Origin of the sequence: Qipengyuania sp., from assembly GCF_964227205.1 — a bacterium.
Taxonomy (GTDB): Bacteria; Pseudomonadota; Alphaproteobacteria; order Sphingomonadales; family Sphingomonadaceae; genus Qipengyuania.
This window is the reverse complement of sequence record NZ_CAXQVB010000002.1, coordinates 495518-512927: the sequence shown is the minus strand read 5'-3', so window position 1 is coordinate 512927 and position 17410 is coordinate 495518. Positions and strand designations below refer to the sequence as shown.

Below are 17410 nucleotides of genomic sequence, written 5' to 3'. Positions count from 1 at the left end.
CGCATCCCTGTCGCGCAATATTCGAAGTCGCCGGTGGAAAAATGCTGCGCGGGCCTGCGCGGCCCGGTCATGGCGTCAATGCGCCTGCAACTGTCCGTCGAGGAAAGCGGCGACGTCGGCGAGATCGACATCGCGCGCGAGATGCGCCTCGCCGATGCCACGCAACAGGATGAAGGGCAGCGTGCCCGCATCCATTTTCTTGTCGTGGAGCATATGCGCGGTGAGCCTTGCGCCGTCGCACTCGAGGCCGAGCGCGGAAATTTCCGACGGCAGCCCGGCGGCCTCGACCGCGCGCGTAACCCGTTCGGCTTCGTCGAGGGTGAGGGCGCCGCGGCGCGCTGAATAGCGCGCGGCGAGCACCATGCCGAGCGCAACGCCTTCGCCGTGGAGCAGCCTGTCCGAAAAGCCGGTCTCGGCCTCGAGCGCATGGCCGAAGGTGTGCCCGAGATTGAGCAGTGCGCGCGCTCCGCTGGTCTCGCGCTCGTCCTCGGCGACGATCCGCGCCTTGGCCGCGACGCTGGTGGCGACCGCGTGTTCGACTGCATCGGCCTCCAGCGCGAGCACCGCCGCGCCGTTTTCCGCGAGCCAGTCGAAGAACTGCGCGTCGCCGAGGACGCCGTATTTGAGCACTTCGGCATAGCCGGCGCGCAATTCGCGGGCCGGCAGCGTGGCGAGCGAGTCGAGATCGGCGAGCACCAACGCGGGCTGGTGGAAGGCCCCGACGAGGTTCTTGCCCGCCGCCGTGTTGATCGCGGTCTTGCCCCCGACCGAGCTGTCGACCTGTGCCAGCAGCGTGGTGGGCAATTGCACGAATCCGCAGCCGCGCTTGAGGATGGCGCAGGCGACTCCGGTGAGGTCGCCGACCACCCCGCCGCCGAGCGCGAAGACGTGGTCGCCGCGCTCGACGCCCTGTGCGAGCAGCCAGTCGGTCAGCCGCGCGAGGCTGTCCCAGCTCTTCGAACCCTCGCCCGGGGCAATATCGTACCAGCGCGGCTCGATTCCGGCTGCCGCGAAAGAGCGTGCCACCGCCGTCCCCCAATGCGCGCGGGCATTGGCATCGGCAACGATGCAGGCGTGGGGCTTGCGCAGGAAGGGCGCCGCCTCGCGCGCGATATCCGCGAGCAGGCCGCCGGCCACGCGCACGTCATAGCCGCGCCCGGCCAGCTCGACGGGAATCACAGCCATGCGTCGATCGCCTCCAATATCCGCTGTACGGTTTCTCCATGCGGGCCGTTGTCGGTCACGACGTGGATCGGCGCCTCGGCATAGAAGGCGCCGCGCCGCTGCTTGAGATCGGCGAGGATCGCGCGCGGATCGCCGGTGCGCAGCAGCGGACGGTTGTCGCGCCGCCCGGTGCGTTCGACCAGCGTCTCGACGTCGCAATCGAGCCACACCGCGATGCCGTGTTCGAGGATCAGCGCGCGCGTGTCGGGATCGACGAAGGCGCCGCCGCCGGTGGCGATGACGCCGTGGCGTTCTTCCAGCAGCCGCGCGATGACGCGGCGCTCGCCGTCACGGAAATAGTCCTCGCCATGCGCCGCGAAGATCTCGCTCACCGTGCGGTCGGCCGCGCGCTCGATTTCCTCGTCGGCATCGACGAAATCGGTCTCCAATATCGCGGCCAGCCGGCGGCCCACGGTGGACTTGCCCACGCCCATCAGCCCGACCAGCACCACCGGGCGGTCGATCCGCCGCGCGATGCCGCCGATCTCGGCCGGGGTGAGGGTGGTCGCATGGGTCATTGCCGCCGTGCCTAGAACTGGGCTAGGGCGCGGGCAAGGTATCAGCACTTGAAGCGGGACGCGAAAAACTTGGCGATGAGCGGCAGGAAGATGGGCGGTGCACTGGCGGCGATCGTCGTGGCAGTGCTGGTCGCGGCGCTGGTCGATGGCGGCGAGGAACCACTTCGCCCGATCGAACAAGCCGTCGAACTGCCGGAGGCCGCACGATGAAATATGCCTGGCTGATCGGCGGGGCCACGCTGGCGCTGACGTCCGCGATGGTTCTGGCGCAGGAAGCGCCGGTCGACCTGCTTCCGCCGGGCTTCGACAAGCCCGCGCCGACGCCTACACCGACACCGGCGCCGCGCGCGACCCAATCTCCGGCGCCCGGCCCGGCACCGGTGCAGCCGGGCACGCCGCAGGCGGTGCCCTCGCAAGCGGGCGAGGTGGTCCAGCCGCTGCCCCCGGCGCCGCTGCCGGCGGCTGCCGATCTCGACCTGTCGAACCTGCCGACCATCGAAGAGCTCGAGGCGATGTCGACCGACGAGCTCGACGAGCTTCTCGGGCTCAAGCCCAAATACGATATTCCCCCCGCCGCGCGCCGCTCGATGGAGCGCGTCGGCGTGCTTGGAGCAGGGGAAGGCGGGATGCCCTCGGCCTCGCTCGCACGCCAGCCGGCCGGGCTGGTCCGCGCCGTGCTTGCGGGAACCAGGGGGCCGCTGGTCTCGCGCTGGGGCCACATCCTCCTGCGCCGCACACTCGCCAGCCGCCTCGAGACGCCCGAGGGCATGAACCCGGTCGAATTCGCGGCCCTGCGCGCACAGGCGCTCAACGCCATGGGCGAATATGTCGTCGCCCGCGCGCTGGTGCAGGATGTCGACACGGGCAATTATACGCCCGCGCTGACCGACGCCGCAATCGAGGCCTATGTCGCCAGCGCGGATATCGTGGGGGCCTGCCCCGCCGTACGGCTGGCCGATGGCGGGCGCAACGATGCCCAGTGGCAGATGCTCACCGGTATCTGCAGTGCCTATGCGGGGGAGGAAACGCGCGCGCAGAACGACCTTCGCCGCCTGCTCAACCGGACCGAGGACGACCGCATCGATGTTCTCCTGGCGCAGCGTTTTGCCGGCGCCGCGGGCAATGGCCGGCGCGCGGTGACGATCGAGTGGGACGGGATCGACTCGCTCTCGCCCTGGCGCTTCGGCCTGGCCAATGCGCTGGGCGAACCGATTCCGGAAAGGTTGCTCGACAAGGCCGGGCCCGAACTGCTGCGCCGTTCCGCGCTGATCCCGGCGCTGACGCCGCTCCAGCGCGCGCAAGGGGCGGGGATCGCGGCTGCGGGGGGGATTCTTTCCTCCGCCGCCATGGTCGATCTCTACAGCCAGATCTTCGCCGAGGAAGGCGCCGAGGGCGACGCGATGCAGACCGCCGCGCGCCTGCGCGAGGCCTATGTCGGCGCCCCGGCGGCGCGGCTCGCGGCGATCAAGGATATCTGGGCAGGCGGTGGCGACTATGCCTATGGCCGGATGGTACTGACCGCCTATGCCGCAGCGCGAATGCCCGCCGACGAAGCCTATGCCGACGATGCCGCAGGGCTGATCGCCTCCATGCTCGCCGCGGGGCTCGACCGCGACGCCATGCGCTGGGCGGGCGTGGTCGACGATGGCAGCGAGGCGGCAATGCTGCTCGCGCTCGCCGCGCCCACTCGCTCGCAGGCGGTGACCGACGGCGAATTGGACAGTTTCAGCGATGACGACGATTCCACCGGCCAGCGCAAGTCTCGCATGCTGCTCGCCGGCCTGGCGGGGCTCGGTCGGGTGGGTGATGCGGAGATCGCCGAATACAGCGACCGACTGGGCATCGACCTGTCGGCACCGACGCGCTGGACGCGGATGATCGACAGGGCGGCCGAGGTCGATAACCGCACGCTCGTCGCCATGCTGGCCGGGCTCGGCATGCAGGGTTCCGGCTGGGACCGGATGACCGCGCGCCATCTTTATCACATCGTTGCCGCGCTGCGCCGCGTCGGCCTCGAAGCGGAAGCCCGGATGATCGCCGCGGAGGCGGTCGCCCGCGCCTGAGGTGAGCGCGCCGGGCACCTCGATCGACGATTTCCTGGCTATGCTCGCTGCCGAACGCGGGGCGGCACGCAACACCATTCTCGCTTATGGCCGCGATCTCGAGCAGGCCGAGGCCATGCTCGGCGGCGCGCTTGCCCACGCCAGCTCCGCACACCTCGCCAGGATCGCGCAAGGCTGGTCGGCGCTCGCTCCGTCGACGGTGGCGCGCAAGGTCTCGGCGCTGAGGCAATTCTTCGGTTTCCTGGTCGACGAGGGGCTGCGTGCGGACGATCCGACTCATGCGCTGCCGCGACCTGCGGCGCGGCGACCGTTGCCCAAGATCCTTTCGCATGGCGAGATCGAGACGTTGTTCGCCGCCGCGGAAGACCGGGCGAGCGGCAATACTCCGCAGGCGGTCCGGCTGCTGGCGCTGCTCGAAATGCTCTATGGCTCGGGCCTGCGCGCGAGCGAACTCGTGTCATTGCCGCTCTCCGCCGTGCCTCGCGACGCCCCTTTCCTGACGGTTGTGGGGAAGGGCGGCCAGGCGCGCATGGTCCCCGTGAGCCAGCGCGCGCGCGCCGCATTGACGCGCTGGCTGGCCTTGCGCGAGCCGGCATCGCCATGGCTGTTCCCCTCGCGCAAGGGGCATATTTCGCGCGTTCGCCTGTTCCAGCTGCTCAAGGACTTCGCGGTCCACGCCGGGCTGCCGCCGGAAAAACTCAGCCCGCATGTCCTGCGCCACGCCTTCGCCACCCATCTGCTCGAGGGCGGGGCGGACCTGCGCGCGCTGCAGACGCTGCTCGGTCATGCCGATATTTCGACCACGCAGATATACACCCATGTCGATGCCGCGCGGCTGGTCAGACTGGTCAACGAACGCCACCCGCTTGCGCGACCGCGATCTTCGGACTAGCGCGGGCGCCATGATTTCCTACCTCGAATTCGAGAAGCCGGTTGCCGAGCTCGAACAGCGTATCGCCGAACTGCGCAACGCAGCCGAGGGCGACGACGTCGATATTTCCACCGAGCTCCAGCGGCTCGAGCAGAAGAGCGCCACCCTGTTGGCGAGCACCTACGAATCGCTCAGCCCGTGGCAGAAGACGCAGGTCGCCCGGCATCCCTCGCGCCCGCACTTCCGCGACTATGTCGAACAGGCCTTCGAGGAATTCGTCCCGCTCGGCGGCGATCGCTGCTATGGCGACGACGAGGCGATCCTCGGCGGCTTCGCCAAGCTCGATGGCCGAAAGGTGGTGCTGATCGGCCATGAAAAGGGCAATGATACCGCCAGCCGCATCCGGCACAATTTCGGCATGGGCAAGCCCGAGGGCTATCGCAAGGCGATCCGCCTGATGGAAATGGCCGGACAGTTCGGCCTCCCGGTGGTGACCCTGGTCGATACTTCGGGCGCGTTTCCCGGGGTTGAGGCCGAAGAGCGCGGCCAGGCCGAAGCCATTGCGCGATCGACCGAAGCCTGTCTCGCGCTGCCTGTCCCGATGGTCGCGGCGATCGTCGGCGAGGGCGGTTCGGGCGGCGCGGTGGCGCTCGCCAGTGCCGAACGCGTGCTGATGATGGAACACGCGGTCTATTCGGTGATCTCGCCCGAAGGCTGCGCCTCGATCCTGTGGCGCACCGCCGAAAAGGCGCCCGATGCCGCCGAAGCGATGAAGGTTACCGCACAGGACCTCGCCAAGCTCGGCGTGATCGACCGGATCGTGCCCGAACCGGTTGGCGGTGCGCATCGCGACCCGCGGCTGGCGGCGACGACGCTGGGGGCGGCGATCGGCGAGGAACTCGACAAGCTCGGCCGTTTCGCCCCGCACGAGCTCAAGCGCCTGCGCGAAGAGCGCTTCCTGGCGATCGCCGGATAAGTGCCGGAAAAGGCTGGCGGGAACCAAGCACCGCCGGTCGCTGTTCTCCCTAGCGTAGTCAGATACGGCCCGTGGCTCGCCTGGTGCGGGCCATGACGGTCGCCAATCGGGGAGAGCCCTTCATGTCGCGCTTCAAACTTGCCGCCGCTTCGTCCGTCACCGCGCTATCGCTGGCCCTGGCCGGCTGTATGGGCACGGGCAACATTCCCAGCGCCTCGGCGCCGATCACGCAGAGCGAAGCGCAGATGGGGGCCGAGGCCCACCCGCAGCTGCTGGCTGAATTCGGCGGCGCGATGAGCGGCAGCCAGGCGCAGTATGTCGAGCAGGTGGGCAAGAACATCGCGGTCCACTCGGGGCTTGGCAACGCGCGTGAATCCTTCACCGTTTCGTTGCTCAACAGCCCGGTCAACAACGCTTTCGCGATCCCCGGCGGTTATATCTACACCACTCGCCAGCTGGTCGCGCTGATGAACAACGAGGCCGAACTGGCCGGTGTTCTGGGGCACGAGGTCGGCCACGTCGCCGCGCGTCACTCGCAACGCCGCCAGGCAGCCGCCCAGCGCAACACGCTGCTCGGTGCGGCGGGTGCGATCCTGTCGGGTATCCTCCTCGGCAATAGCGGCCTCGGCCAGCAGCTCGGCCAGGCCGCGCTGCAGGGTTCGCAATTGCTGACTCTCAAGTTCTCGCGCTCGCAGGAACTCGAGGCGGACGGGCTCGGCATCCGCTATCTGGTCGACGCCGGGTACGATCCGCGTGCGATGGCGACCGTGCTGAAGAGCCTCGCGATGCAGAATGCGCTCGATGCCCGGGTCCAGGGGCGCGACAATGCGAATATTCCCGAATGGGCTTCGACTCACCCCGATCCCGCCAGCCGCGTCCAGTCGGCGCTGGCCACGGCACAGGCGACAGGCGCCACGGGCGGTGTCACCAATCGCGACACCTTCCTCACCCGGATCGACGGTCTTACCTATGGTGACGATCCCAAGCAGGGTGTGGTCGAGGGTCGCCAGTTCATCCATCCCGATCTGCGGCTCGCCTTTACCGCGCCGCAGGGCTTCTACATGATCAACGGCACCCGCGCGGTCACCATCAACGGGCAAAGCGGCCAGGCGCAGTTCTCGATGGCGCCCTATAACGGCAATCTCGACAGTTACGTCACCAGCGTCTTCGCAGGGCTGAGCAAGCAGCAGCAGATCCGCCCGCAATCGGTCCAGAGGACCACGGTGAACGGCCTGCCGGCGGCCTATGGGACGGCGCGCGTCTCGTCGAGCAACGGGCAGGTCGACGTGACCGTCTTCGCTTATGAATTCGCCAACGACCGGGCCTATCATTTCCTCGCGATAACCCCCGCGGGGCGGGCTTCGCCCTTTACCCAGATGTTCGGTTCGATGCGGCGGATCGATGCCCAGACCGCAGCCAATGTCATTCCGCGCGTGATCGACGTGGTCACCGTGCGGAACGGCGATACGGTCGCCTCGCTGGCGAGCCGCATGGCCTATTCGGACAACCAGGTCGAACGCTTCCGCGTGCTCAACGGGCTCGATTCGAACGACGGGCTGAGCGCGGGCCAGAAGGTCAAGATCGTCGTCCGCGGGCGCTAGCGGCCAGAACCTCTGGCGCGCATAGAAAAAGGGCGGCGGGATCAACCCGCCGCCCTCTTCGTTTCGACCGGCCTGCGATTAGGCGTTCGACGTGCTCATCGTGGTCGAGACCTTGTTGAAGGTCGTGCTCAGCTCGTTGCCGAGGCTCTGCATCGCGGTGATCGCGGCGACGGCGATCAGGGCAGCGATGAGGCCGTATTCGATGGCGGTTGCACCTTCTTCGTTGCGGCGCAGCTTGCGGAAAAACTTCATCTGTCGTCTCCTGGTTCAGTCTTCGTACCCGGCCCGTTCCGACAATCCTGGTTCGGGCGACTTTGCTTTCTGCAGCGAAGTGGTTGAGAATTTCCTAACCGCTTCGTCCGTACCGGCCCGTTCCTCAGACGCTCGTCACTGCGACGACGGAGGTTTCGATATTCGACCACATCGTCGTCGCCGAAGTACCGAATGCCTGGATCCCGCCAACCATGGCGAGAAAGACCAGAGCGAGGATCAGTCCGTATTCGACAGCCGTGGCACCGCGGGTATCGCGTCCCAAATTGCGCAGGAATTTGCCCATTCTCTTTTGCCCCAATCGTCGCTTGCCTTGGCTGACCGCAGGGGCATACGGGCTACTCGGTTAAGGAAACGTTGAAGGATCGGGCGGACTTGGAAAATTTTCCGACATGGACCTGTGTCGTGGCGCTGGCGCTGGCGGATGGCGAAGGGCGCTGGCTGATGCATCGGCGCCCGCCCGGCAAGCATCATGGCGGGTTGTGGGAATTTCCCGGCGGCAAGGTCGAAGCGGGCGAAAAGCCGCGCAATGCGTTGGTTCGCGAGATTCGCGAAGAGCTGGGCATCGCGCTATCGGGCGATACGCTTGTGCCGGCCGGCTTCGCGGAAGAGGCGCAGGCCGAGGGGCGCGCGCCGATTGTCATAATGCTTTACAGATCGGTGTGGGACGGCAGCGCCCTTGCGGCGCTCGAGGGCGGTGCGATCGGCTGGTTCACCCAAGGGGAGATCGCGCGGCTCGACAAGCCGCCGCTCGATGTCGCGCTGGCGAGAGGCTTGTTCGAAAAAGTGTGATTTAGGGATTGCCAAGCCCATGGCACCTGCCTATTGGGCGCCCTCCAAGCGCGCCCGTAGCTCAGCTGGATAGAGCACCAGACTACGAATCTGGGGGCCGGAGGTTCGAATCCTTCCGGGCGCGCCATTTTCTCTCTTATTTTCACTCACTTAACTTTGTCCGACGGGGCGGGCGGTGCAGCGCAGTTTGCGGCAAAAAAGCAAACTTCTGTAAACTCAGTTCGTGTGGCGAGCGCAAGTGTCTGAAAATTCAGTCGAAACGCTCCAGTTCCAAAAATGTCCCTCTGGTGCTCTGTGGAGGAGGGGTGAACGGGATTTTCGGTGCTTCGGATCTTATCTCGTTTTGCGAGTGACTGCAGGTTTCAGAATGGTCACGCGCTCGAGCCCTAACTTCCTTCTGGCCTTGCATTCGTTTCGCGTCTCCAGATCAGGATCTGTGGGATTTGTGACCGAGTTGACGAATTGGTCCGGACTTAGACATCACGCAATAACCGCCACGCCTGCCATATAGGGCGACAAACCTTCGGGGTGATATCGCATCACTCGCGTAAGGTTTGCCTCGACGATTGGATCATTCCGATTGGCTTCGAACCAAACTTCGGCAGCAGCGGAGAGGTTTCTGCAAAATTCGACCACGCCATAGACATAGGCGTCATTCATCATGCAGTTGGTGAATGACATTGGACCGGGGAGGGTGAAAATGACTCTCGCTACGTTATGTTTCAAGTCGCCAAATCTGCCTTGGTGAAGGACACCGCCGCGAATGGAATACATATCTTCCGGCGTAAGGAAGGCAAATTCCGAACCACTCAGATTGGCCTCGCACCAAGCTTTGTATCTTTTTGCGTTAGTTCGGCCGTCTTCGGACGCAAGCGAGGCGCAAATGTCTGGCAAGGCAGATGCCATGCCGATCGCTACCAGGTGAAGTCCGCTAGTAGCAGCGCCGTTTATTTGGTTCAGGAGTTGATGAAAAGGGTCAGGCATGAGTGGAGAACCTGGTGCTGGTTTCAGTTTGTGAGCTGAGTCTTTGCCCGTTTCCGCACACTAATCAAGCTGGGCCATGCATTCGATATAGTCAGAGGCTCCAGAGTAGAAGTCGTTAACTTCACGCGAGTATCGCTTCAATTGCTCGAAGTGACGATTAACGTCATTTCGATAGCTATCGACTTCGAATTGACTGCAACTTTTTGACCAGGCGCAATATGGCTTCATCGGTTTTACTAAAAAGGTAGTCGGAGCCATCGGCTGGGAGCAATAGCTAGAGGCGTGCGCTTCGGGCGCCGCGACTTGGGATCCCAGCATTGCGGTGCCGGCTAATAGTGTTGTAATTCCCCAAATCCGCATCAGTATGCCTTTCGTTCAAAGCGTTGGTGAATAGATTTTTGATATCTGGGACGGTCTACCAAAATAGATATCTCTGGGAACCCTTCTAATTTGCGTACTTTACCCCTTGCGCGTTGCTTCTTCCATCTGCCAGAGATCGTATGGAGTTAACTGGTCGGGAGCGGCTTGGTTTGTAGTGTAAATTCTTATTCGCGCTGGTTCGATCTCAATGGTGCCGATGGGTACACCGGCCTTTTGGACAGCCGCAATTAGGCGTTTAAGATCGGGAGTCGGCGGATAAAGGTTTGCTCTAGTCACGAGATTCTTCCTGGAAACGCGGTTTACAAAGATAGGGTGGAAATAGGGGTTCTTAGGGCTGCCATGGGGCGAGGGTTTACAAAAAAAGCCAATAAAAACAGCGTCAAACTCGGACTACGAATCTGGGGGTCAGAGGTTCGAATCCTTTCGGGCGCGCCATAAAAGGCCATCCTTCGCAAGAGGGGTGGCCTTTTGTGGTTTCGGGGCCGGTTGCCGCCTTGGGCGAAACCGCTGCGAACCTAGTCCGCCTCGTCCTCGAGCCAGTGCATGTCGTCGTCGCTGAAGCCGAAATGGTGCCCTGCTTCATGCACCACCACATGCCGCACGAGGTCGTCCATCCGCACCCCGGTCTCGCGCCATTCGGCGATCAGCGGTTCGCGGAACAGCCAGATACGCGGCGGCATCCTTCCGCTTTCCCAGATCGACCGATCGGGCAGCGGTTCGCCTTCGTAGAGGCCGGACAGGTGCCAGCGATCGTCGATCCCGACCGATTCGAGCTGTTCGGGCGTGGCGAAATCCTCGACCCGCAGGACGATATCGCCAAGCTGCTCGCGGAACGGCTCGGGCAATCCGGCGAGCGCCGCCTCGGCGAGCGCTTGCATCTGCGCTTGGGTGGGAGGTTGTCGGGCGTGCATGGTCCGGCTGACATGGGGCCAGGGGCAGACAGGCACAAGCCCGGAACCGCGCCGCCTGTGGCCGGTTCATTGGTCGAAGGAGACCAATTGCATCATGACCGACGCCACAGCCATCTTCGACCGCCTCAAGCAGGATCACGACAGGCACCGCGAACTATTGGACAAGCTGATGCAGACGAGTGGTGACAGCGACGAGCGCGAAAGCCTGTTCGAGGAGCTGACCAAGGAGCTGAAGGCGCATGCCGCGGCCGAGGAACAGGCGCTCTATTCGACCATGCTGCGCAAGCCCCCGACGACCGGTGAGACGCGCCATTCGGTGGCCGAACACCATGAGATCGAGGAAGCGCTCAACGACCTCGCTGCGACCGACATGTCGAGCGGCGGCTGGCTGACCAAATTCAAGAGTTTCGATCACCAGTACCGCCATCATATCGACGAGGAGGAAGAGGAGCACTTCCCCGACTTCGAGAAATATCTCGACGACGATGACATGCGGCACATGGAAAGGGTTTTCGAGCGCCGCAAGCAGGATGAGAAGGAAGAGGCCGAGATCACGCCCGAAAAGAAGGAAGACGCTAAGGAGTAATTCGTCCGGGGAGGGGCAAGTGAGTAACAAGCAGGATTGCGACCCGAGCCGCGTATCGCGGCTCGCACCCTCGGTCGAACCGGGGGTGTGGCGCTATGCCAAGGCATCGCGGGCCAGCGTCGTCATCGACGCGGCCGACTATTTCGCTTTCATGCAGGAGGCGATGCTCGAATCGCGTAGCCGCATCCTGCTCATCGGTTGGGACTTCGACACGCGCATTCATCTCGACCGCGGGCGTCGCTGGTGGCAGCGTCCCTGGAAGCGCGGCTACCCCTCGCGGCTCGGCAGCTTCATCGCCTGGCTTGCCCGCCACCGGAAAAAGCTCGACATCCGCATTCTCAAATGGAGTGTGGGGGCGTTGTCGACGATCGGTCGGGCTTCGATGTGGTGGGACCTCCTGCGGTGGCTGCGTCATCGCCGGATCACCTTCAAATTCGATACGGCGCATCCGGTTGGCTGCACGCATCACCAGAAGATTGCCGTGCTCGACAACCGGGTCGCCGTATGCGGCGGGATCGACATGACCGATGAGCGTTGGGATACGCGCGAGCACAAGGCCCACGATCCGCGCCGCAAAACGCCTTGGGGGCGCCCCTATGGTCCGTGGCACGACGCCGCGATGATAATGGAGGGGGAGATTGCCCCGGCGCTCGCCGAACTGGGCGAAGATCGCTGGATATGTGCCGGAGGCGCGGCCCTGCCCGAATGCGGCGAGCGAGCGGGCTCGCCTTGGCCCGATGCCCTGAAAGCCCAGTTCGAAGACGTCGAGATCGGTATCGCCCGCACGCGAGCGGCCTATCGCGACTGGGATGCGGTGGACGAGATCAAGCAACTTTACCTGCGCCAGATCGCGGCCGCCAAGCGCTTCATCTATGCCGAGAGCCAGTATTTCGCCTCACGCGCGGTTGCCGAGGCGATCATCGCGCGGCTGCAGGAAGACGAGCCCCCCGAAATCGTGATCGTCCACCCGCGTCATGCAGAAGGCTGGCTCGAGCAGCAGGCGATGGATCACGCGCGGGCGGAGCTGGTGCGGGCGATCGAGGTGGCCGACGACAAGGGGCGCTTCTCGCTCTGGTCGCCGCTGGTCGACGACACGCCGATCTATGTGCATGCGAAGATCATGATCGTCGACGACGAGGTGCTCCGCATCGGCTCTGCCAATCTCAACAACCGGTCGATGGGGCTCGACAGCGAATGCGACGTGTTCATCGACGCGGCGCGGCCTGGTAATGGCCACGCGGCGGCGGGTATTGCCGCGCTGCGCCACTCGCTCCTGGCCGAACATTGCGGGCTCGAGGAGCGCGAAGTGGCCGAGCAGCTGTCGCGTCATGGCTCGATGGCGGATCTGATCGTCGGGTCGCAGGGCACAGGGCCGCGCAATCTGCAGCGTTACCATCCGCCCGAACTCAACGGTGTCGAAGAAAAACTCGCGGATAGTGCAGTGCTCGATCCGGAGGATCCCGACGATATGTTCGAGCCGTTTGCAAAGGGCGGCCTTTTCCGCAAGGGGAGCAAGCTCGCACGCTTTCGCGAGCAGTTCAGGAGGATCAGGAAGACGTGAGCAGCCTAGTTGGACCCGACGAGGACGATCCGCGCGGCAAGCCGCCGGTGCCCGAGCATGTCCAGGAGGCGATTCGCACGCTCATCGAATGGGCGGGCGACGATCCCTCGCGCGAAGGGCTGCTCGACACGCCCGCACGCGTCGCACGTGCGTGGAAGGAATACTGCGTCGGTTATGAAGAGGAACCAGCCTACCACCTGAGCCGCGTGTTCGAGGAAGTCGGCGGCTACAACGAAATCGTGCTGCTCAAGGACATTCCTTTCCAGTCGCATTGCGAACATCACATGGCGCCGATCATCGGCAAGGCGGCGATCGCCTATCTGCCCAACGACCGGGTGGTCGGGATATCCAAGCTGGCGCGGGTGCTGCACGGCTTCGCCCGTCGCCTTCAGGTGCAGGAGCGACTGACTGCCGAGGTTGCGGACTGCATCTGGGAAAACCTCCAGCCGCAGGGCGTCGCCGTGGTGATCGAGGCCGCGCATAGCTGCATGACCGCGCGTGGCGTGCGAACGCCCGGTGTGAGCATGGTCACGAGCCGCATGATGGGCACCTTCCTCGACGATCAGCGCAGCCGAGAGGAAGTGCTCAAGCTCATGGGGTATGGCTAAAAGATCTCATTTCCCCTGGTGCGACCCGAAGGGAGTACGGGCCTTTCAGGCAGCGAGCGAGGAGGAGCTCCGGTCGGGCGCCTGGGACCGGGTATAGGAGGATTGCGGCTCGTCCAGCTTGCGATTGATCAGCACGCGATACAACTCCACCGTCCTCACGCTGAGGCCGAGGCTGACGCCGATTTCCCGGCTGGTGAAGCCGGCGATCAGGAGGTGCAGGATCTGGCTTTCCCGTTTCGAAAACCGTTCTTCGAGACCCTCCAGGGGAGCTGATCCCGCGTGCGGCCGCGCGAACGCAACCGCATCGCCGACAATGGTTCGAAATCGTGCCGGCATTGACCTGACCCTTGAAGTTGAAGCCTTGAAATACTTGTCGAACCTGGTCGTGTCGAAGTTCTTTTTCTCCACAATGGTGTAAGCGCTGCAGCCAAATATTCGGCCATACCCCCATCCGGGGCAAGCTGGCCGGTTCTACGGTCCGGACTATTCGCCGATTTGGCGAACCAGCGCCTCGGTATAGAGCTTCGGGGGGTCGGAGTTCTGCAGATAGGTGCACATCGCATCCATCGCATTGTCGGTCAGGAGCAGCTGGACGTTCCGCGACTCGGCCCGTTGCCGGGTGCGGATAAGATAGCCTTCCTTTTCCATCACCGAGATTGCCCGGAGCGCCGTGGTCGGGGGAACGTGGGCGGCATAGCTCGCCTTGGTGATCGACACCGGGGTTTCGGTTGCCGTGCGTTCGAACAGATGGAGGAGCAAGTCCCAGATCGGTTCGCCGAGGAACTTCTGCGGCAGAACCTTCTCGCGCTTGCGCCTGAGGGAAAACATCGCCTGGGCAACCGGAGCAAGTTCCGCGGGCGATACCGGGCGTGGAGGAACCGGTTTGGAGACCGGTGAAGCGAGGCCGAGATCCTGTTCGAGAGTATCGGCCAGCTCGTTCAGCTGTGAAGCCTGTCGGCGCAGCGTTTCGACGTAATCTCGTGATTTTTCTATCATTTGCCTCCGTCCATGTATCTCCTCCGTGGGCGGCACGGCGAACGCGCATGCCCCGCGCAGATACCTTGCCGGAGGTGGCGGTCGGGTGTCCCCGGTCCGCGGCGAAGGGAAAACCCCGATCTATACAAAGAATTTTCGCCCTTCTTTGTATTCCTCGCACGGCATCGGATTTTATCGAGACATCGCCCAGACAAGGTGTCAAGGCCGGGCGGCGATATTCTTGAAGGCCGGGGAAGTAGCCAGCGCGGTGGGCGGCGGACTGCGCAAATGCGGCTCGGCGCACGAAAAACGCCCCGCGCGGCATAGAAGCCGGACGGGGCGTTCCTGGTAGTTTGCTAAGCCGAAGCCTAGAGCTGGCCGAGCATATGCTCCGCACTCGACACCGAGAAATCGCCCGGGGCTTCGACGTTGAGCTGGGTGACCACGCCGTCTTCGACGACCATCGAATATCGCTGGCCGCGCTTGCCCATGCCGAAACCGGAACCGTCCATCGTCAGTCCGACCGCCTCGGCGAAGTCGCCATTGCCATCGGCCAGCATGGTGATGTCGTCGGACCCGGCGGAGCTCTTCCAGGCACCCATCACGAATGCATCGTTGACCGCGGTCGCGACGATTTCGTCGACGCCCTTGGCCTTCAGTTCGCCGGCCTTTTCGACATAGCCGGGCAAATGGCGCGCCGAGCAGGTCGGCGTGAAGGCGCCGGGCACCGAAAAGAGTGCCACCTTCTTGCCTTTGAAATAGTCGGCCGAGCTGACCTGTTCGGGGCCGTTCTCGGTCGCCTTGACCAGTGTCACATCGGGCAGCTTGTCACCCACCGAAATCGTCATGCTGGAAACTCCGTCTTTCCCGTCCGTGGTGTGAGGTAGGCGGCCGGGACAGGCTTCGCAACCTCCTGGCAATGGTTAAATTCGCTTTACCGCGCCGCTTCAACTTCCCGTAAATTCTTGGCGCGATGCTGGATTCCAGCGGGCCTCGGGATCGGCCCGCCAGGGAGACCAGGGACATGCACTTCGCCAAGATTTTCGCCGCCGCGGCCAGCGCCGCGGCACTCCTCTTCACGCCCGTGTCGGCCAGTGCCTCGGGTGCGAGCGACGCGGAGAACATCCGCCGGCTCGATATCATGCTGATGGTGACATCGCTGCGCTGCCGCATGGGGGCGGACAATTTCCAGCCGCAATATCGCCAGTTTTCGGCCAATCATCTCGCGACGCTGAACGGGGCCGCCCGGCAGCTCGAGGCGGGTCTCGTGAACCGGCACGGGGTCCTGGGAGCCAAGCGCGCGCTCGACCGGATCAGTGTAGGCATGGCCAATGAATACGGCCAGGGCCATCCTTGGCTGGGGTGCGGGGAACTCAAGCAGATTACCACGGATCTCGCCGCCTCGCACGATCCCGCCGACCTGCGCATCGCGGCAGTCGAACTGCTCGCGTCCGGGCCCAGGCGCGGCGGGCGCTTCGCCGCCTATTGAGGCGCCTGCCGGAGCGGCGAAAGCGGGGGCCGTTGCCCTCACATCGATGACGGGCTAGGGGCGGCGCCAACACGGCGGCCGCCCCTTTTCCCTGCGCGGCTTCCATCCCGCAAGCCGAGGACTTTATTTCGTGACCGAATTTACCGATTACGTCGTCAAGGACATTGCGCTGGCCGAATACGGTCGCGCCGAGATCGCCATCGCCGAAACCGAAATGCCGGGCCTGATGGCACTGCGCGAGGAGTACGCCACCAAGCCGCTCAAGGGCGCGCGCATCACCGGCTCGCTGCACATGACCATCCAGACCGCGGTGCTTATCGAGACGCTCGTGGCGCTGGGGGCCGACGTGCGCTGGGCGACCTGCAACATCTATTCGACCCAGGACCACGCCGCCGCCGCCATCGCCGCGCAGGACATCCCGGTCTTCGCGATCAAGGGCGAAAGCCTCGCCGATTACTGGGACTATGTCGGCAAGATCTTCGACTGGTCGACCGATGAGAACCCCGACCAGACCGCCAATATCATCCTCGACGATGGGGGCGACGCGACCATGTTCGCGCTGTGGGGCGCGCGCATCGAAGCAGGCGAGGAACTGCCCGAACCGCAGAATGCCGAGGAAATCGAATTCCAGCGCGCGCTGAAGGCCTTCGTAGCCGCCAAGCCGGGCTACCTTACCAAGTCGGTCAAGAACATCGTCGGCGTCTCGGAAGAAACCACCACCGGCGTCCACCGCCTCTATCACCTTGCCAAGCAGGGCAAGCTGCCGTTCCCGGCGATCAACGTGAACGACAGCGTCACCAAGTCGAAGTTCGACAACCTTTATGGCTGCCGCGAATCGCTGGTCGATGCGATCCGCCGCGCCACCGATGTCATGCTCTCGGGCAAGGTCGCCTGCGTCGCCGGCTTCGGCGATGTCGGCAAGGGCAGCGCCCAGTCGCTCCGCAATGGCGGTGCGCGCGTGCTGGTTACCGAAATCGACCCGATCTGCGCGTTGCAGGCGGCGATGGACGGTTTCGAGGTGGTGACCATGGAAGAGGCCGCCAAGGTGGCCGACATCTTCGTCACCGCGACCGGCAACGAACACGTCATCACTGCCGAACACATGGACGCGATGAAGGACAAGGCGATCGTCTGCAACATCGGCCACTTCGACAGCGAGATCCAGATCTCGGCGATCGACAATTACGAGTGGAACGAGCTGAAGCCCGGCACCGACGTGGTGAAGTTCCCCGATGGCAAGGAACTCATCATCCTTGGCAAGGGTCGCCTGGTGAACCTGGCCTGTGCCACCGGCCACCCGAGCTTTGTGATGAGCTTTTCCTTCACCAACCAGACGCTGGCGCAGATCGAGCTGTGGACCAAGGGCGACGAATACGACAACGACGTCTACGTCCTGCCCAAGCATCTCGACGAAAAGGTCGCGGCGCTGCATCTCGACAAGCTCGGCGTGAAGCTGACAAAGCTCAGCCAGAAGCAGGCCGATTACATCGGCGTGCCCGTAGAAGGGCCGTTCAAGCCCGAGCATTACCGCTACTGATTGCCGCATTCGGCGGAAATTCAATCGCATGAACGCGCGCGCGGGCATTGCACTCGCGCGCGC

At 64.1% G+C, this 17410-nt stretch carries 20 protein-coding genes and 1 tRNA gene; 12 read left to right on the top strand and 9 right to left on the bottom strand.

Translation table 11 applies throughout. From position 1 onward, the window contains the following. Positions 1–75: 75 nt before the first annotated feature. Both aroB and ACEQZ0_RS04395 read right to left on the bottom strand, forming a co-directional pair. Complete coding sequence (gene aroB, locus ACEQZ0_RS04400) at positions 76–1185, bottom strand: 3-dehydroquinate synthase (protein ID WP_370188763.1); 1110 nt, start codon at positions 1183–1185, stop codon at positions 76–78. Continuing rightward, positions 1176–1742, bottom strand: coding sequence for a shikimate kinase (locus tag ACEQZ0_RS04395; protein ID WP_370188761.1), 567 nt, complete (start codon positions 1740–1742; stop codon positions 1176–1178). Before ACEQZ0_RS04395 ends, aroB begins: the two co-directional genes overlap by 10 nt. A 75-nt stretch (positions 1743–1817) precedes the next feature. Between ACEQZ0_RS04395 and ACEQZ0_RS04390 the strand changes: the two genes are divergently transcribed. The 5 genes from ACEQZ0_RS04390 to ACEQZ0_RS04370 all read left to right on the top strand — a co-directional run bounded on the left by ACEQZ0_RS04390 (position 1818) and on the right by ACEQZ0_RS04370 (position 7253). Beyond that, a complete protein-coding gene (locus ACEQZ0_RS04390; protein WP_370188760.1) occupies positions 1818–1952 on the top strand; it encodes a hypothetical protein in 135 nt (44 codons plus the stop codon). After that, positions 1949–3805, top strand: a complete 1857-nt coding sequence (locus tag ACEQZ0_RS04385; RefSeq protein WP_370188758.1) for a hypothetical protein — start codon at positions 1949–1951, stop codon at positions 3803–3805. Before ACEQZ0_RS04390 ends, ACEQZ0_RS04385 begins: the two co-directional genes overlap by 4 nt. Position 3806: 1 nt before the next feature. Next, entirely contained in the window at positions 3807–4697 is an 891-nt protein-coding gene (locus ACEQZ0_RS04380) for a tyrosine recombinase (RefSeq protein ID WP_370188756.1), read from the top strand. 10 nt (positions 4698–4707) lie between these two features. Then, positions 4708–5652 carry an acetyl-CoA carboxylase carboxyltransferase subunit alpha gene (locus ACEQZ0_RS04375; protein ID WP_370188754.1) on the top strand — a complete coding sequence of 315 codons (945 nt, stop codon included), beginning with the start codon at positions 4708–4710 and terminating at the stop codon, positions 5650–5652. A gap of 122 nt (positions 5653–5774) precedes the next feature. Further along, positions 5775–7253: a M48 family metalloprotease gene (locus ACEQZ0_RS04370; protein ID WP_370188752.1), complete on the top strand. Its 1479-nt coding sequence runs from the start codon at positions 5775–5777 to the stop codon at positions 7251–7253. 78 nt (positions 7254–7331) lie between these two features. Here ACEQZ0_RS04370 and ACEQZ0_RS04365 read toward each other — a convergent pair whose 3' ends face one another. Both ACEQZ0_RS04365 and ACEQZ0_RS04360 read right to left on the bottom strand, forming a co-directional pair. Next, positions 7332–7505 (bottom strand): Flp family type IVb pilin, encoded by a 174-nt coding sequence (locus ACEQZ0_RS04365; protein ID WP_370188750.1) that lies wholly within the window; start codon positions 7503–7505, stop codon positions 7332–7334. A gap of 124 nt (positions 7506–7629) precedes the next feature. Beyond that, the gene (locus tag ACEQZ0_RS04360) at positions 7630–7809 is read right to left on the bottom strand and encodes a Flp family type IVb pilin (RefSeq protein ID WP_370188748.1); all 180 of its coding nucleotides are present in this window, start codon (positions 7807–7809) and stop codon (positions 7630–7632) included. A gap of 89 nt (positions 7810–7898) precedes the next feature. Between ACEQZ0_RS04360 and ACEQZ0_RS04355 the strand changes: the two genes are divergently transcribed. Then, a complete protein-coding gene (locus ACEQZ0_RS04355; protein ID WP_370188746.1) occupies positions 7899–8315 on the top strand; it encodes an NUDIX domain-containing protein in 417 nt (138 codons plus the stop codon). 50 nt (positions 8316–8365) lie between these two features. Next, positions 8366–8442, top strand: a tRNA-Arg gene (locus ACEQZ0_RS04350). 353 nt (positions 8443–8795) lie between these two features. Here the strand turns inward: ACEQZ0_RS04350 and ACEQZ0_RS04345 are convergent. Continuing rightward, positions 8796–9299, bottom strand: a complete 504-nt coding sequence (locus ACEQZ0_RS04345; protein ID WP_370188744.1) for a hypothetical protein — start codon at positions 9297–9299, stop codon at positions 8796–8798. An 896-nt stretch (positions 9300–10195) separates the two neighbouring features. Beyond that, positions 10196–10591 carry a metallopeptidase family protein gene (locus ACEQZ0_RS04340; RefSeq protein WP_370188742.1) on the bottom strand — a complete coding sequence of 132 codons (396 nt, stop codon included), beginning with the start codon at positions 10589–10591 and terminating at the stop codon, positions 10196–10198. Between the two features lie 94 nt (positions 10592–10685). Between ACEQZ0_RS04340 and ACEQZ0_RS04335 the strand changes: the two genes are divergently transcribed. Genes ACEQZ0_RS04335 through folE form a run of 3 tightly spaced genes read left to right on the top strand, consistent with a single transcriptional unit; the run spans position 10686 to position 13346 of the window. Continuing rightward, complete coding sequence (locus ACEQZ0_RS04335) at positions 10686–11177, top strand: hemerythrin domain-containing protein (RefSeq protein ID WP_370188740.1); 492 nt, start codon at positions 10686–10688, stop codon at positions 11175–11177. A gap of 19 nt (positions 11178–11196) precedes the next feature. Beyond that, positions 11197–12738, top strand: a complete 1542-nt coding sequence (locus ACEQZ0_RS04330; RefSeq protein ID WP_370188738.1) for a phospholipase D-like domain-containing protein — start codon at positions 11197–11199, stop codon at positions 12736–12738. Then, the gene (gene folE / locus ACEQZ0_RS04325; protein WP_370188736.1) at positions 12735–13346 is read left to right on the top strand and encodes a GTP cyclohydrolase I FolE; all 612 of its coding nucleotides are present in this window, start codon (positions 12735–12737) and stop codon (positions 13344–13346) included. The genes ACEQZ0_RS04330 and folE overlap by 4 nt, the downstream gene beginning before the upstream one ends. Before the next feature lie 45 nt (positions 13347–13391). On the opposite strand, the gene ACEQZ0_RS04320 is transcribed toward folE, so the two are convergent. The 3 genes from ACEQZ0_RS04320 to ACEQZ0_RS04310 all read right to left on the bottom strand — a co-directional run bounded on the left by ACEQZ0_RS04320 (position 13392) and on the right by ACEQZ0_RS04310 (position 15169). Continuing rightward, positions 13392–13754 carry a response regulator transcription factor gene (locus tag ACEQZ0_RS04320; protein ID WP_370188733.1) on the bottom strand — a complete coding sequence of 121 codons (363 nt, stop codon included), beginning with the start codon at positions 13752–13754 and terminating at the stop codon, positions 13392–13394. A gap of 75 nt (positions 13755–13829) precedes the next feature. Continuing rightward, positions 13830–14342 carry a hypothetical protein gene (locus ACEQZ0_RS04315; RefSeq protein WP_370188731.1) on the bottom strand — a complete coding sequence of 171 codons (513 nt, stop codon included), beginning with the start codon at positions 14340–14342 and terminating at the stop codon, positions 13830–13832. Between the two features lie 347 nt (positions 14343–14689). After that, positions 14690–15169: a peroxiredoxin gene (locus ACEQZ0_RS04310; protein ID WP_370188729.1), complete on the bottom strand. Its 480-nt coding sequence runs from the start codon at positions 15167–15169 to the stop codon at positions 14690–14692. Positions 15170–15345: 176 nt separating this feature from the next. On the opposite strand from ACEQZ0_RS04310, the gene ACEQZ0_RS04305 reads away from it, so the two are divergent. Next, on the top strand, positions 15346–15810 hold the full coding sequence (locus ACEQZ0_RS04305) for an S-adenosyl-L-homocysteine hydrolase (RefSeq protein ID WP_370188728.1): 465 nt from the start codon (positions 15346–15348) through the stop codon (positions 15808–15810). A gap of 130 nt (positions 15811–15940) precedes the next feature. Beyond that, positions 15941–17347, top strand: coding sequence for an adenosylhomocysteinase (gene ahcY, locus ACEQZ0_RS04300; RefSeq protein ID WP_370188726.1), 1407 nt, complete (start codon positions 15941–15943; stop codon positions 17345–17347). The last annotated feature ends 63 nt before the right edge of the window (positions 17348–17410 follow it).